Here is a 15073-nt window from a genome sequence, read left to right as displayed (position 1 = left end):
CGTGGGGAGGCCAAGTCGGAGTGAACACCCCCTACGCGAATCGCCACCCACTTGGCGTGGGGAGACCAAGTCGGAGTGAACAACCCTGCGCGGGCCGACACCCACTTGGCTTGGGGAGACAAGTCGGCCACAAGTGCGTCCCAAGAACCGTTGGCGAAGGTTGTTCTCGAGCCGGTGACCAGCCGGAGAAGCAACCAGCGTCGGCCCTGCCGGCCGACCCCAACGTCAGGAATACCACGTCATGTCGATCGAGCTGAACAACCCTTCCAACCCCGAGTCCGTCCTCTCCGTCCGCACCCAGAACTCGGTTCTCGCCGACCTGCGCGACCGCATCGCCGGCGCGGTCTACGGACCTGGCGAACCGGGTTACGACGCCGCTCGCAGCGGCTTCAATCTCCTCGCCGACCATCGGCCCGCGGTGATCGCGGTACCCGCCAACCCGTTCGACGTCGTCGAGGCGGTCCGTTTCGCGGTCGACGAGGATCTGCGGGTGGCGGTTCTGGCGACCGGACACGGACCGGGTGCGGCCGCCGACGGCGCACTGCTCATCAACACCTCGCACCTGGATTCAGTGTCCGTCGATCCGGTCAACCGCACCGCAACCGTCGCGGCAGGCGTCAAGTGGGGCCCGGTACTCGAGGCTTCCGCAGCGCACGGGCTGGCCCCGCTGCTGGGGTCGTCCACCGATGTCGGCGCTGTCGGCTACACCCTGGGTGGCGGCTTCGGCTGGCTGGGCCGGCACTACGGCCTCGCCTCCGACGCGGTCCGGTCTTTCGACCTCGTCACCCCCGCCGGTGAAGCCCTCAAGGTCAGTGCCGATGCACACCCGGACGTCTTCTGGGCGCTCAAGGGCGGCGGCGCCGGCAGCCTGGGCGTCGTGACCTCGATGGAGATCGACCTCTTCCCTGTCGCCACCGTCTATGCGGGCAATCTGTTCTATCCGGCGTCGGACGCCGCGGCGGTGCTGCGTCGCTTCCGCGAGTGGGCGCCTGCGCAGTCGGACGAGCTGACCTCGGCGGTGACGTTGATGAACTTCCCGCCGCTCGACATCGTCCCCGAGCCGCTGCGTGGACAGAGCTTCGTGATGTTCCGTGGTTGCTGGTCGGGTGACATCGACGCCGGCAAGGACGTCGTCGACGAATGGCGGCGCTGGAAGACCCCGGATATCGACATGTGGGGCGAGCTTCCGTTCGCCGCCGCAGACGCCATCAGCATGGATCCGACCGACCCGATGCCCGCGATGGTGACGACGGAGTGGTGCAACGACATCGCCGACGGTGCGATCGACGTGATCACCTCCAACGTCTTGCCGCGACCGGGCGCCATGCCGCTCATCCTGTTCGCCGAGTTCCGGCACGCCGGCGGCGCGATCGCGGCGCACGCCGCCGAGGCGGCCAACGACCGTGGTCGCTGCGACGAGTTCCTCCTGGAGATGGGTGCGATCGTGCCCGATCCACACGTCGGACTGGCGGTCGAATCGGCGCTGCGGCTCACTCGACGTGCCCTCGAGCCGTACGTGACCGGTGCCGCCTACCTGAACTTCACGGAGTTCGAGGAGCGTGCTGATCGCTCGGCGTCGGCGTTCAGCGAGATCCACCGGCAGAAGATCGCTGCGATCAAGACCGACCTCGATCCGCAGAACAGGTTCTGCCACGGAACCGTGTTGTCCTGAAACCCCGCGCAGGACAGCGGCGAGACAGGGCCCGGTGACCCCCACCGGGCCCTGTCGTCGTCGCACCGGCAGTCTCGACGCCCCGGAAGCACCTGCGGAAAGTAGGGGAAGAAACTTCCTCCCCTACCCTTGGAGTCCTCCCCCAGAAAATTCTCGCGGACGACTATGAACCCCGGGGAAGAAGCTCTTCCCCTAGATTTTGTGGGCACCGCGCGATCGTGTTTGCCCAGGTCATAAGGGTGGTTGCCGAACACTTCGGGTCAGACACGCATGATGGACGAATGCAATCCGATCCGGAACGGCCGACGGTCCTCGTGGTGGACGCCGCCAATGTGGTGGGTTCGGTCCCCGACGGGTGGTGGCGCGACCGTCGGGGCGCCACCGAACGGTTGCGCGATCGGCTCGCGGGGCCGGCGACCGACGGACTTGCGGAGGTCCCGGGACCGCTGGAGGTCACCCTCGTCATCGAGGGTCGTGCCCGCGGTGTCGCCGCGACTCCGACGGTCGGAGTGATCGAAGCGCGTGCGTCGGGCGATGACGCCATCGTCGAATACGTTGCCGCCCAGGGCGACCGGAATGTGGTTGTGGTGACTGCCGACCGTGAGCTGAAAAGCCGCGTCCACCAACTCGGTGCGCGAACACTGGGTCCGTCGGTCCTGACCCGCTGACGCGAGTGCCTCGACGCCCATACGATGGGTGTCGACCGGTCGGTTCGGGGGATGCACACGCAGATCCGACACCACCTCATGGCGAGGAGCGGCAATGGCCACCACCGTGGCAGAGATCATCGTCGAGCGCTTGAAGGACGCCGGAATCGCTCGCGTATACGGGATTCCCGGTGATTCGCTCAACGGGTTCACCGACGCACTTCGGACCGACGCCACCATCCGGTGGCAGCACGTGCGGCACGAGGAGGGCGCCGCGTTCGCGGCGTCGGCCGAGGCTGCGCTCACCGGAGAGTTGGCGGTGTGTGCCGGGAGTTGCGGCCCGGGCAATCTGCACCTCATCAACGGGCTCTACGACGCGCAACGGAGCCGGGTTCCGGTCCTCGCGATCGCCGCGCATATCCCGGCACCCGAGATCGGCAGCGGGTATTTCCAGGAAACCCACCCCGAGCAACTCTTCCGGGAATGCAGTTCGTATTGCGAGATGGTCAGCACACCCGAGCAGATGCCGCGCCTCCTCGACATCGCCATGCGTACGGCGGTCGAGGAGCGTGGGGTGGCGGTCTTGGTGATACCGGGCGAGACGTTCCTGGAGAAGTGCGCCACGCGGCGCTCGGGGGCTCCGATCCGCGCCATCGACAGGGTCGTGCGGCCCACCGATGCCGACCTCGCGCGCGCCGCCGACATCCTGAACCGCTCGGAGCGGGTGACCATTCTGGCCGGGGCGGGTGTCGCAGGTGCGCACGACGAGGTCGTCGCACTCGCCGCAGCCCTGCAGGCACCGGTTGTGCATGCCCTGCGCGGCAAGGAGTTCATCGAATACGACAACCCCTTCGACGTCGGAATGACGGGCCTGCTCGGGTTCTCGTCGGGCTACCGCGCGATCGAGAAGTGCGACACGCTCCTGATGCTCGGGACCGATTTCCCGTACCAGCAGTTCTATCCGTCGAAGGCCACGATCATCCAGGTCGACATCCGGGGTGAACAGATCGGCAAACGCTGCCCTGTCGACCTGCCGCTGGTCGGGAGTGTGCGCGACACCATCGGACCGCTTCTCGACCGGATCGACCCCAACCGGGACAAGACCCATGCGGCGTCTGCTCGCGAGCATTACGCAAAGGCCCGCGTCCGCCTCGACGATCTCGCGGTCAACGACCGCAACCGCGCGCCGATTCATCCCCAGTACCTGGCCCGTCTGGTGAGCGAGAAGGCGACGGACGACGCGGTGTTCATCCCCGACGTCGGTTCTCCGGTGGTGTGGGCAGCGCGGTACCTCGAGATGAACGGCGCGCGGCGACTCATCGGCTCCTTCACCCACGGTTCGATGGCCAACGCGGTCTCCCAAGCGGTCGGGGCGCAATCGGCCTATCCGGGCCGCCAGGTGATCGCACTGGCCGGCGATGGCGGCCTCGCCATGCTGCTCGGCGAGTTGCTCACCATCACGCAGAACAGGCTGCCGGTGAAGATCGTGGTGTTCAACAACTCCTCGCTGAACTTCGTCGAGGTCGAGATGAAGGCAGCCGGTTTCGTGAATTTCGGCACGGACCTGGTCAATCCCGACTTCTCGGCGCTCGCCCAGTCCATCGGCATCCTCGGGCGTCGCGTCGAGCAGCCCGACCACCTCGATGCCGCGGTCACCGAGATCCTGGCCCACGACGGCCCGGCCCTGCTCGACGTGGTGACCGCACGACAGGAGTTGTCGATCCCACCCACCGTCACCGCCGCCCAGGCAAAGGGGTTCACCCTCTATGCGTTGCGCACCGTGATGTCCGGGCGCGGCGACGAACTCGTCGACCTCGCCGAGACCAACGTGTTCCGTCGACTCTTCGATTGAGCACCATGACCGGCGAATGGGCGATCGCCACGACGATCGCCGAGCTGGCGACACACGAAAGTGGTCGCATCATCGTGGGATTCACCGGACCGCCCGGTGCGGGTAAGACGACCATGGCCGGGCGCGTTGCCACCCTCCTCGCCCGGAGGCTCGGCCCCGACGCGGTGGGCTACCTGCCCATGGACGGATTCCACCTGTCGAACGCCGTGCTCGAGCGCCTCGGCCGCCGCGATCGCAAGGGTGCGCCCGACACGTTCGACGTTCATGGTTTTGTGGCCACACTTCGTCGAATCACCGACGCGGACACCGTGGTCTACGTTCCGGGATTCGACCACGCCGCAGGCGAACCCATCGCCGCCCAGCTGGTCATCCCAAGCGATGCGCAGGTGGTGGTCACCGAAGGCAACTATCTGGGGCTCGACGCCGGCTGGGCCGCGGTGCGGCCGCTGCTCGCCCTGCTCTACTACGTCGACGCGCCCGACGAGGTGCGGACCGCGCGTCTCCTGAAACGCCATGTCGCGGCCGGCAAGACACCCGAACAGTCACGCGCGTGGATCGATGACGCCGACCGGCCCAACGCGACGATGATCGCCGCGACCCGGGACCGCGCAGACGCCGTCATCGACAACGCGGCAGGTCACTCCGCTCGCGAGAACGCCGACGCCCGCGCCACCTGATCGGCGGTGACCGCTACGCCGGTATAGCGCTCGAACTGTCGCGCGGCCTGCAGTGCGATCACCTCGGCGCCGGTGACCACCTGCTTGCCCGCCGCTCGTGCCGTTGTGATGAACGGCGTTTCGGCAGGAAAGGCGACGACGTCGAAAGCTGCGCGTGCCGCGCCTATCTGCTCGGCGGAGAAGGCCAGCGACGATTCGTCTGCACCACTCATCCCCAACGGCGTGACGTTGACCAGGATGACGTCGGCAGGATCGGGTTCGGTTGCCGTGTGCGCATACCCGTACTTGTCGGCGAGCGCCGAACCGGCCTCCACGTTTCGCGCCACCACGGTCAGATTCTCGAAGCCCGCCCCGCGGAACGCCGCGACCACCGCTTTGGCCATGCCCCCCGATCCGCGCACGACGACCGGGATTCCCCGATCCAGCGAATGCTCGTCGATCAACTGCGCGACCGCTTCGTAGTCGGTGTTGGACGCCACAAGGCGACCATCCTCATTGACGATCGTGTTGACCGACTCGATCGCCGACGCCGACTCCTCCATCTCGTCGACGAGGTCGATGACGGCCTCCTTGAACGGCATCGACACCGACGCGCCCCGGATGCCGAGCGCACGCACCCCGCGGATCGCGCCTTCGATGTCGTCGGTGCCGAACGCCTTGTAGATGAAGTTGAGACCGAGCTCGTCATAGAGGTAGTTGTGAAAGCGGGTACCGATGTTCGACGGACGGCCCGACAATGAGATGCACAGGGTCATGTCCTTGTTGAGGATCGGCATTCGATGCTCCGTCTCCTGGCCGCCATCACGGCCTGCGTTGGGATCCCCCCGCCGACCACCGTACCCACGCCACGACAATGTGAGGACCGCAGATGATCAGCCGCCACCTTTCCGTTGTCGTTCCCGGGATCACCGCCGACGCGGTGTACCGATTCGCCGGCGACCCCGACAACCTGCCGAGCTGGGCGGCCGGACTCGCGAGCGGCGTCCGGCGCGACGGTGAGCTGCTCGTCGTGGATTCACCGATGGGCAAGGTGACTGTCCGCTTTGCCGAGTCCAACGCATTCGGAATCCTCGACCACGAGGTCCGACTGCCCGACGGCACAGGTGTCGACAACCCACTACGCGTGCTGTCGCATCCTCTGGGTGCCGAAGTGGTGTTCACGGTTCGCCAGCGCGACCTGTCCGATGAGGACTTCGACACCGATTGCGCTGCGGTGCAAGCCGACCTCGACCGACTGCGAGGCCTGCTGGTCGAGTGACGTCGTGATCAAGTGTCCCCAGATCGAGTTTCACCGTCACCCCTGATCACCGCTTCAGCCAACTCGCTGCGCCTTCGACCCCTGAACGCCAGAATGTGACTCACACCACATCGCTCCGCGTCGATCGACGACGGGTGCATTGATGAGAAGGGCCGAAGCCATGGGTCGCTCCACTACCGATCAGATCGATGTCCTGGTTGCCGGCGGCGGTCCGGTGGGCCTGACCGCCGCGATCGAGTTGCGGCGCCGCAGAGTGCGGGTGCGCATCGTCGACCCGCTCGACAGTGCTCCCCAATACGCCAAAGCCGTTGGCGTGCAGCCACGCACTCTCGAGGCGTTCGAGCAGATGGGCGTCCTCGGCCAGGTTCTCGACGCAGCCATCGAGATGCACGGCCAGATCGTGTTTCTCAACGGCGAGCAGGTGTCTCGGGTCGAACTGTCTGTGCCCCCCGACATTCCGTTCCGATTCTGCTTCATCCCGCAGTACGCCACCGAGCGCATACTCACCGAACGGCTCGCCTCGCTCGGCACGACGATCGATCGCGAGGTCCGGCTCGACGGATTCACCCAGGACGCCGACGGCGTGACCGCCACCTTGTCGGGTCCCGACGGCCACGAAACAGTCCGGGCCCAGTACCTGATCGGATGCGACGGCGCGCACAGCACGGTGCGCAAGACCCTCGGACTGACCTTCGAAGGCGGAGCGTTCGTCGAGCAGTACATGCTCGGTGACGTGGCGGTCGACTGGTCTCTGCCCCGCGGATTCGCTGTGCGTTCGGTTCACCGGTCCGAAGGTGGCGACGACGGACTCGTGTGTATTCCGCTACCGGGCCGGGGTCGCTACCGTGCGTCGATGCTTGTCCCCGACGAGTTGTCGGCCGATGCCGATCAGGGCGATGGCGTCGCCCACGGATTCGAGGGATCCAGGCGGCCCGAGTTGCACCACATCCAGACGGTTTTCGACCGGTTGGCACCCGAGCCCGCCACGGTGTCGGACATGCGGTGGTCGTCGGTGTTCCGCATCAGTCATCGAATCGTCGACTCTTACGGGCGTGGAAGGGTTTTCGTCGCCGGCGATGCCGCCCACATCCATCCGCCCACCGGCGCACAGGGCATGAACACCGGTATCCAAGATGCCCACAACCTTGCCTGGAAGCTGGCGCTCGCGGTCGCCGGCGACGCGGCGGACGGCCTCACCGACAGCTACGACGCCGAGCGACGACCGGTCGGCGAGGAGGTGGTCGGCCGCACCGTGCGCAACGCACGGCAAGGCATCGATACGGCCACGACCGACCCCGACCACCTCATGCGCAGGGAGGGGCAACTCCTGATCGACTACGCCGGCAGTCCCATCGTCGGTGACGCGCCCACGGCAACCGAGGGACCTCACCCGGGGCAGCGGGCGCCGGACGCAGCCGGCCTGACGCGCGAGGTGGTCAACTTCGGCCTGCGATTGTTCTCGGCCCTCGACCGCACACAGCATTCGGCAGTGCTGTACGCGGACAGCACGTGCGGTGCGGCCGAGGTGGCGGCTCTCGAACTGTGCGCCGCCGAGGTGGTTGCCGCAGCGCGGGGCAGGATCGATGTGCATGTGGTGGCGGCTCCAGCGGCCCAAGTCGGCACCACGATTCTCCCGTTGCTGCGCGATTCCGAAGGTCTCTTCGCCGACGCCTACCGCCCGGACGGGCCAACGGTGTTCGTCATTCGTCCGGATGGATATCTCGGCTACCGGGGCCCGCTGTCGAACGTCACGGCCACCCTCGCCCACCTGAGATCGACATTCGCCGAGTCCGCCACCGACCCGGCTCGCGAGAGCGCCACCGCGACAACGTAATCTCGGCGCATGTCGATTCCTGAGGTCGCGCAGCGTGCGCGACGCGCTGCGGGGCGCGTGGCCGGCACGACGATGGCACGCACGCTCGGCATCGGCGAGGTCATCTACCTGATCGCCCCCACCGGCTACCCGAACTACGGCGACGAACTGATCGCTCGGACGTGGCTGCGCCATCTGGCTCGGGTTCGTCCGCGCGCCACCGTCGTCGTCGACTGTCATTCGCCGGGACAGGCGTCGCTGCTGCACCGCGGCATCCACCCCCACACGCTGTTCGTGGATACGCTGTGGCAGTTGTCGGAGTTCGCCGCAGCCGCACCCAAGGATTCCGACGACGGCCCCGACCCGGACCAGCCGTGGACGTGGATGGCCTCGACCGTCACCGACCCCGGTCGCTCACCACGGCTGAGCGCGGGAATCGAGATCCTCAATCGCGCGTCGACGATCCACCTCCTCGGCGGCGGCTACGTCAACAAGGTGTGGCCGCAGCACGTTTCGCTTGTTGCCGCCGCTGCGGCGGTCAGTCGGGCCACCGGTGCCACCGCGGTGGCCAGTGGTCAGGGATTGATTCCCTGCCTGGATGAACCGGCGTGGACGGCGTTGGTCGATGCGGCCGGCGCCTTCTCGGTGTTCGACGTCCGCGACGATGCATCCGCCGATGCGCTGACCGCGGTGCCACACGCGACCAATTCCGGTGACGACGCATGGCTTTCGCTGCACCGGCCCGCGTCGAATGTGCACCGCCGGATGTGGAAGGACCGCGGCGTCGTCCTATGCCTGCAGTCCGACCTCACCGACGAGTTCCGCGGACCCGAGTCGACCGGAGTCGCCGCACTCACCGATCTCGTCCGATCGACTCTCGACAAGTGGGATGTCGCCGGCAGCGATGTCACCGTCATCGAGGGAATCCCTGGCTACGACAACGAGGTCGCCCACCGTCTCGGCGACCGCCTCGACGGCGCCACCAGGATCCCGTTCCGCGATGTCTGGATGTACGGCTTGCCTGCCGGCGAGGGGCAGACGTGGATCAGCACGCGTTTCCACCCACATCTGATGGCGGCAGCGGCCGGCGATTCGGGCGTGGCCATTGTCCCGATGCCCGAGTACTACTCGACCAAACATCGGTCGCTCACCGATCTGGGTTCGGCGTGGACGGTCGTCGACGACGGCACCACCGTTCCCGACCGGCCCTTCCGCGGCGGCTTCACCCCCGACGACCGGCAGCGCGCGATCGACGCGAAGACCGCGCTGGCCAAACGCATCTACCCCGACTCCCCCAGCCGGTCGCTACGCCGCGGCTGAGCACCCGGGTGGTTGAGTAGCGACATGCGAGCGAAGCGCCCTCCTCCGCTCCCTGAGGTGCGCCCTTCGATACGCTCGCAGGCTCGCTACTCAGGACCCGCGAAGCGAGCCTCGAAGGGTCGTGGTGAGAGGACCATGTCGTCTCACCAGGGGCTTCGAGGCTCGTCGCTTGCGCTCCTCACACCACAGCCATCGGATCGGGCTTCGAGCGTCGCGCCGTTGCTCGCGATGACGTCGGCGTACCAGTGGAATGACTTCTTGCGTGTGCGAGTGAGTGTCCCAGTTCCGTCGTCGCTGCGGTCGACGTGGATGAAGCCGTAGCGCTTGGACATCTGCGCGGTGGACGCGCTGACGAGGTCGATCGGACCCCACGTGCAGTAGCCCAGCACGTCGACCCCGTCCCGGATCGCTTCACCCACTTGGACCAGGTGATCGTTCAGGTAGGCGATGCGATAGTCGTCGACGACGGTCGGCCCGTCGGGACCGTCGACCAGGTCGTCGTGGGCGCCCAGACCGTTCTCAACGATGAACAGCGGCTTGTTCCAGCGATCCCAGAACTGGTTCAGAATCACACGGAGACCGCCGGGATCGATCTGCCATCCCCAGGCGGACTCGGCGAGGTGCGGGTTGGCCACCCCGCCCATCAGATTACCTTCGCGTGCAATGCGTTTGGCGGGGTCGGCGGTCTCGCACACACTCATGTAGTAGCTGAACGAGACGAAGTCCACGGTGTGCTCGGCCAGCAATTCACGGTCGGCTGCGGTGACCTCGAGTTCGATCCCGTGGTCGCGGAAGTACCGCTGTGCGTACCCGGGATAGCGTCCTCGCACGTGGACATCGGAGAACATGAGATTGGCATGGTCGGTCTCCAGCGCGGCAAGCACGTCCGCGGGATCCGGAGTCAGCGGATACACCGGAACCCCGAGCACCATGCACCCGACGCGGATGTCGGGGTTGGTCTCGTGACCGATCTTGGTGGCGAGCGCACTCGCCACCAACTCGTGGTGAATAGCTTGGTACAACTGGGTTTTCGACAGCTCGGCGACCGGAGTGTTGATTCCCCCGGACATGAACGGCGCGTGCAGAACCGAGTTGATCTCGTTGAACGTCAGCCAGTACCGCACGCGATGTCCGTACCGGGAGAAGAGAACCCGCACATACCGCTCGAACAGTCCGATGACCTTGCGGGAGATCCAGCCGTCAAAGCGATCGGCGATGGCCAGCGGTGTCTCGTAATGCGAGATCGTCACGAGTGGTTCGATGCCGTGACGCTCGAGTTCGTCGAGCACGCGGTCATAGAACGCAAGCCCGTCCTCGTTCGGATGCTCGTCGTCGCCGTTCGGGAAGATCCGGCTCCAGGCGATCGAGAACCGGAATACCGTGAAGCCCATCTCCGCGAACAGGGCGATGTCGTCGGCATACCGGTGGTAGAAGTCGATGGCGGTCTGCTTGAGATTGTCGGATGTCGGTGCGGGCGTGCGAGGTTCGAGAATCCCGCGCGGCAAGACGTCTTGGATGGACAGGCCTTTGCCACCTTCGTCGAAGGCTCCCTCGATCTGGTTGGCAGCGGTCGCGCCGCCCCAGAGGAACCCGTCGGGAAAAGGTGTGGACTCAGTCATCGTCGCCGCCCACCGATTCCACCGCGGCCCTGAATTCTTCCGAGGAGTAGAACGGCGCCAACCGTCGTCGTAACACGTCGTCGAGAAGTCCTCGCTCGTCGAGGGTTTCAAGGACCGGCGGTCCGAACCGCAGACCCTCCTCGATGAGGTCGTCGCGCCCGATGCCCAATTCGGTGAGCAGGTCGGTCAGGGTGGTCTCGCCGTACTTGTCGAACACGTGCGCAATCCCCTCGTCCAACAGCGCACGGAAATATGCGGTGTCGCGGAAGGACTTCCAGAACTCGAAGGCGGCCACCACCCCGTCTTCGACGTCGTCGGCGGTGACCAGCTCACGAAAGGTTCCCACGGACTCGGTGGCATTGCGACGCCACACCTCGCGGGCGGCGTCCACCAGCGCGACGTCGCCCTGCGCTGCTCCCAACACGAAATGCATACCGGCCCTGGTGGCCTGCTCCACCCCACGTTCGACGACGGGCATCGCCGGGGTCACCACCCGGGACAGACCACCGCGCAGGAAACCGACCACCCCCGTGCTGCCTCCCGCATCGACCCCCTGGGTGACCGCATCGTCGACCGCGCGCACGACGATCTCGACGAAGATGTCTTCGGTCACCGGGTCTGTAAGGATCCGTTGCAGCACGCGGTGCACGACGTCGAGATCGGCGATCGTGACGAGCAGATCGTCGAACTCGCGGACATCGAGGACCTCGGCGACCGCGACCTCGTCGTTCACGCGGTGGCGGTACAGGCGTCCGGCGATCTCGCCGACGAGTTCGGGGATGGCACCCTCGACCGGAAGCTGGACCGCGTACTTGTAGGCGGTGTCCTGAATGCGGGCCGGCGTCACCACCTCACCCAGGGTGAGTTGCCCCGCGTCGGCGAGAAAGTGGTCGATCTCCTCGGCGACCAGGTCGCCGAACAGATCGCCGTCGCGCAGTTGCCTTTTGGCGAAAGCAATCTGTGCCTCGAGCAGCGCATCCGCGAGTTCGGTCATGCCACCAGCCTCGCACACATCCGGCGGCCCACACATCAGCTCAACGCAAACGCACCACCCGTCGGGCCGGCTGATTTGGCCGACGAGCGACCACCGATGTCCCGTCCGATCCAGACGCCGGGAGTCAGCTGCCGGTATTCGTGCAGGCTGATGGGGACACCCCCGAAATCAGCTCGGAAGTCCGCGGCGTACACAGGTTTCCGGTCGATCCTGGAGATGGTTCGAACGAGGGCACCCCCGGCGTCGCGGCCCCACAGATAATCCTTGTAGACCCACGGGCCGCCGTTGGCCCCCGTGGTGAATGTCAGCGTCTTGCCCAGGAGGTTCTGCGTGCGGGAACCCGCGCGCGCAGCGTCGTCGGCCACCGCTTTGCCGTTTACCTGGAAGACCGGCAGCAAGGCGATGGATAACGTGCCCTTCGGCGCCTCGCCGAGTGGCGCGGAAAGAAACAGACTCATGATCTGTTGGCTGGTACAGCGATTGAGCAACACATCGACGGTGGCTGCCTTGTCATCGGCACGTACGACGCAATCTCGACCGATCGATGACGGCGCCGCATGAGCCGTCGATGGCGCCGTGAGACCGACGACACTGCTTACGATCGCCGTCACCATCATCCCGAACTTTCTGAGTCTCATACCCGCAGTCAACGCGCTGGAGCGGCATCTGACAACTCAGATCGCTTAATCCTCACTTTGACGAAACAAATTGAGCATCAACAACTTCGGCAATGCGATCCCGGGTCGCCGCCCACGTCAACGAACGCGGCTCAGATCCGTGCGCAACAACATCACGTTGTAGTCGCTCCATCGCGACGCGTTGAAGTACAACTCCGGACCCGTCCCCTTCAGCGCGGGCGATTGCGGCAGCATCATCGGCCCATACAGCACGATCCGGCCCGACGGCACGAGCGTCTTGCGCGCACTCCACGGCCCTTGCGGGTGGTCGGCGGTGCGCAGCGTGATCTCGTTGTCGCCGTCGAGCATCACATACTTCTTGAGGTAAGGACTCCACGACACCGACAACTCGGTGACCGGGGCCGGGATGACGACCGCCTCGCCCATGGCGTTCAGATCGTCGATCCACGTCGTGCCGTTCCAGTACTGATACCGGTCGAGGGCCAGGATGTCGTCGGGTTTGAATCTGGCCAGGAAGGCTGCGCCGAATCGTCCGTTGGGCGTGCCGAATTGGTAGATGTAGTCCTTCTCGTCGGCGTCGTCGGGGCGGCCGCGAGTGTAGGCGTTCTGCTGGAACTTGCCGTTGTTGACGGCCACGTCCGGAAACGGCGGCGACGGTAGATCAAGGGTCACCGGCGCGTTGACCCGGATGGTGTCACCGGCGTTTTCCCAGGTCTGTCCGTTGTTGTCGGAGTAGGCGATCTGGGAGAAGTTGGTGACCCAGTTCCCGGCACTCCCCCACGAGCGGACCGACATGTAGTTGATGTACTGCCGGAAACCACCGCCGGGTCGAGGAAGTGAGATCGCGGCGGTCGGGATCTTGGTGACCTCGATGTAGTCGACACCGAGCGCGGGAATCAGTTCCTGGGCGAAGTTCGGTTGGCCGGCGGCGATGACCGTACCCGAGTTCTGATCCCCCGCAACACCGTTCGGCACGGTGATCCCGTCGATCATCCGCGTGTCGTTGGTTCGGAGCAGTACGTTGTGCCGCCACTGTTGCCCGGTGGCGTTGCAGTTGCCGAAGGTGTCGCCGAAGGCCATCAGGGTCTGGCCGGAACCGTTGTCCCAGCTGATCCCGAGGTCGGTGCCAGAGATGGCGAATCGACTGAAGGTGCGATTGATGCTGCGCGGGCCGGTGACCCAGGAGACGGTCCGCGTGTTGGTCCCGATGTAGACCGGCAGCAAGCCCTGCGGTCCGTTGTTCGGGATGTTGGAGCTTCCCAGCCCGCTCGATCCGGCGGAACCGCTGGAACCCAGCGAGCCGGTCGACGAACCACTCGACCCCAACTGGCTGGAACCGAATCCGCCGTTGCCGCACGGCGACGCGAGGGCCGGAGCGGCCGTATGCGTGGTGGCCAGAGCCGAGGCGGAGAGGGCAAGAGCACCGACGAGCGCGACGCGTGCAGTCCTGAAAAGAATTCTGCGCACTACCCGACCTCCGCGCGTGACTGATGTTACTGATGTGATTAGTGATGCTATTGTGATTATTCATCATCACCGCTTAGGCATCGCAAGGTCACGATCCGGTACCACCCAGATGGAATGCGTCGCACCGATCGTCGGTTGTAGGCGGCATGAGAGCCGTCGTCGTCACCCAACCAGGCCCACCGGACGTCCTTCAGATCCGGGACGTGCCGACCCCGAAGCCCACGCCCGGCCAGGTCCTCATCCGTGTCGAGGCATTCGGACTCAACCGGTCCGAACTCCACTTCCGTCGCGGAGTGGCCGACAACGGCACTTTCCCCCGGATCCCCGGCATCGAGGCGACCGGAGTGGTGGCGGACTGCCCCGGTGGCGAATTCGAGGTCGGCACCCAGGTGGTCACATTGATGGGCGGGATGGGGCGCGAGTTCGACGGCGGGTACGCGGAGTACACGTGCGTGCCCGCGTCCAACGTCATCGCCTTTGACAGCGATCTACCCTGGGCCACCCTCGGCGCCATACCTGAGATGCTTCAGACCGCCTACGGATCGCTGACCACCGGGGTCGACGGCCACAAGGGTCAAACCCTGCTGATCCGCGGCGGAACATCGTCGATCGGTTTGGCGCTGGCGGTTCTCGCCCGACGACGCGACATGCGCGTCATCTCCACCACTCGGCAGGAGTCGCGCCGAGAGTTTCTCGAGCAGCATGCCGATCACGTCGTCATCGACGACGGCGACATCGCCGACGAGGTACGAGCGCTCACCGATGGCGGCGTGGACGGAGCCGTGGAGTTGGTGGGCGCCAACACCCTTCGCGACACCTTGCGTGCGACGCGGACCCACGGGGTCGTCTGCTTCACCGGCATGCTGTCCGACCAGTGGACGATCCCCGATTTCTACCCGATGGACTACCTACCGAACGGCGTACGTCTGACGGCATACGGCGGGTCGGCCACCGATCTCCCGCCGGCCGTCCTCCAGGACTTCATCGACGACGTCGCAACGGGCACGATCAGCGTTCCGGTCGCGAAGACCTACCGGCTCGATGAGATCGTCGAAGCGCACACCGACATGGAGAACGGCGCGCTCACGGGTAAGGGTGTGGTCCTGACCCGCTGAT

Annotated in this window: 13 protein-coding genes; 8 read left to right on the top strand and 5 right to left on the bottom strand. The window is 65.9% G+C overall.

What is annotated here, in order from left to right; genetic code table 11:
* Positions 1–241 precede the first annotated feature (241 nt).
* From ACWDTF_RS18205 to ACWDTF_RS18190, 4 genes are all read left to right on the top strand, one after another.
* Positions 242–1672, top strand: a complete 1431-nt coding sequence (locus tag ACWDTF_RS18205) for an FAD-binding protein (RefSeq protein WP_449754797.1) — start codon at positions 242–244, stop codon at positions 1670–1672.
* 281 nt (positions 1673–1953) lie between these two features.
* Positions 1954–2340, top strand: a complete 387-nt coding sequence (locus ACWDTF_RS18200) for a PIN domain-containing protein (protein WP_240857176.1) — start codon at positions 1954–1956, stop codon at positions 2338–2340.
* Positions 2341–2434: 94 nt separating this feature from the next.
* Positions 2435–4171 carry a ubiquinone-dependent pyruvate dehydrogenase gene (gene poxB / locus ACWDTF_RS18195; RefSeq protein WP_355272922.1) on the top strand — a complete coding sequence of 579 codons (1737 nt, stop codon included), beginning with the start codon at positions 2435–2437 and terminating at the stop codon, positions 4169–4171.
* 5 nt (positions 4172–4176) lie between these two features.
* A complete protein-coding gene (locus ACWDTF_RS18190) occupies positions 4177–4848 on the top strand; it encodes a nucleoside/nucleotide kinase family protein (protein WP_355273026.1) in 672 nt (223 codons plus the stop codon).
* On the opposite strand, the gene ACWDTF_RS18185 is transcribed toward ACWDTF_RS18190, so the two are convergent.
* The gene (locus ACWDTF_RS18185; RefSeq protein ID WP_240857178.1) at positions 4809–5624 is read right to left on the bottom strand and encodes a shikimate 5-dehydrogenase; all 816 of its coding nucleotides are present in this window, start codon (positions 5622–5624) and stop codon (positions 4809–4811) included. The two genes, ACWDTF_RS18190 and ACWDTF_RS18185, sit on opposite strands and share 40 nt — an antisense overlap.
* A gap of 92 nt (positions 5625–5716) precedes the next feature.
* Here ACWDTF_RS18185 and ACWDTF_RS18180 point away from each other — a divergent pair, with 92 nt between their 5' ends.
* From ACWDTF_RS18180 to ACWDTF_RS18170, 3 genes are all read left to right on the top strand, one after another.
* Positions 5717–6106, top strand: coding sequence for an SRPBCC family protein (locus ACWDTF_RS18180; protein WP_355272925.1), 390 nt, complete (start codon positions 5717–5719; stop codon positions 6104–6106).
* A gap of 142 nt (positions 6107–6248) precedes the next feature.
* Positions 6249–7940 (top strand): FAD-dependent monooxygenase, encoded by a 1692-nt coding sequence (locus ACWDTF_RS18175; RefSeq protein ID WP_449754796.1) that lies wholly within the window; start codon positions 6249–6251, stop codon positions 7938–7940.
* 9 nt (positions 7941–7949) lie between these two features.
* A complete protein-coding gene (locus ACWDTF_RS18170; RefSeq protein WP_449754795.1) occupies positions 7950–9239 on the top strand; it encodes a polysaccharide pyruvyl transferase family protein in 1290 nt (429 codons plus the stop codon).
* Positions 9240–9382: 143 nt separating this feature from the next.
* On the opposite strand, the gene ACWDTF_RS18165 is transcribed toward ACWDTF_RS18170, so the two are convergent.
* From ACWDTF_RS18165 to ACWDTF_RS18150, 4 genes are all read right to left on the bottom strand, one after another.
* Positions 9383–10858: a glycoside hydrolase family 1 protein gene (locus ACWDTF_RS18165; protein WP_449754794.1), complete on the bottom strand. Its 1476-nt coding sequence runs from the start codon at positions 10856–10858 to the stop codon at positions 9383–9385.
* A complete protein-coding gene (locus ACWDTF_RS18160; RefSeq protein WP_449754793.1) occupies positions 10851–11852 on the bottom strand; it encodes a hypothetical protein in 1002 nt (333 codons plus the stop codon). Before ACWDTF_RS18160 ends, ACWDTF_RS18165 begins: the two co-directional genes overlap by 8 nt.
* A 35-nt stretch (positions 11853–11887) precedes the next feature.
* Complete coding sequence (locus ACWDTF_RS18155; protein ID WP_449754792.1) at positions 11888–12469, bottom strand: hypothetical protein; 582 nt, start codon at positions 12467–12469, stop codon at positions 11888–11890.
* Between the two features lie 138 nt (positions 12470–12607).
* Positions 12608–13957: a DUF4185 domain-containing protein gene (locus tag ACWDTF_RS18150; RefSeq protein ID WP_449754791.1), complete on the bottom strand. Its 1350-nt coding sequence runs from the start codon at positions 13955–13957 to the stop codon at positions 12608–12610.
* A gap of 203 nt (positions 13958–14160) precedes the next feature.
* Here ACWDTF_RS18150 and ACWDTF_RS18145 point away from each other — a divergent pair, with 203 nt between their 5' ends.
* Positions 14161–15072, top strand: a complete 912-nt coding sequence (locus ACWDTF_RS18145) for an alcohol dehydrogenase catalytic domain-containing protein (RefSeq protein ID WP_449754790.1) — start codon at positions 14161–14163, stop codon at positions 15070–15072.
* Position 15073 lies beyond the last annotated feature (1 nt).

This window comes from Gordonia sp. NPDC003422 (genome assembly GCF_053588675.1).
The sequence above is the reverse complement of the archived record's forward strand: the minus strand, read 5'-3'. Positions and strand labels throughout refer to the sequence as shown.

Coding starts and splice junctions, on each gene's coding strand:
- ACWDTF_RS18185 (WP_240857178.1), bottom strand. CDS start 5,624: ATGCCGATCCTCAACAAGGACATGACCCTGTGCATCTCATTGTCGGGC.
- ACWDTF_RS18200 (WP_240857176.1), top strand. CDS start 1,954: ATGCAATCCGATCCGGAACGGCCGACGGTCCTCGTGGTGGACGCCGCC.
- ACWDTF_RS18160 (WP_449754793.1), bottom strand. CDS start 11,852: ATGACCGAACTCGCGGATGCGCTGCTCGAGGCACAGATTGCTTTCGCC.
- ACWDTF_RS18170 (WP_449754795.1), top strand. CDS start 7,950: ATGTCGATTCCTGAGGTCGCGCAGCGTGCGCGACGCGCTGCGGGGCGC.
- poxB (WP_355272922.1), top strand. CDS start 2,435: ATGGCCACCACCGTGGCAGAGATCATCGTCGAGCGCTTGAAGGACGCC.
- ACWDTF_RS18205 (WP_449754797.1), top strand. CDS start 242: ATGTCGATCGAGCTGAACAACCCTTCCAACCCCGAGTCCGTCCTCTCC.
- ACWDTF_RS18155 (WP_449754792.1), bottom strand. CDS start 12,469: ATGATGGTGACGGCGATCGTAAGCAGTGTCGTCGGTCTCACGGCGCCA.
- ACWDTF_RS18180 (WP_355272925.1), top strand. CDS start 5,717: ATGATCAGCCGCCACCTTTCCGTTGTCGTTCCCGGGATCACCGCCGAC.
- ACWDTF_RS18175 (WP_449754796.1), top strand. CDS start 6,249: ATGAGAAGGGCCGAAGCCATGGGTCGCTCCACTACCGATCAGATCGAT.
- ACWDTF_RS18190 (WP_355273026.1), top strand. CDS start 4,177: ATGACCGGCGAATGGGCGATCGCCACGACGATCGCCGAGCTGGCGACA.
- ACWDTF_RS18165 (WP_449754794.1), bottom strand. CDS start 10,858: ATGACTGAGTCCACACCTTTTCCCGACGGGTTCCTCTGGGGCGGCGCG.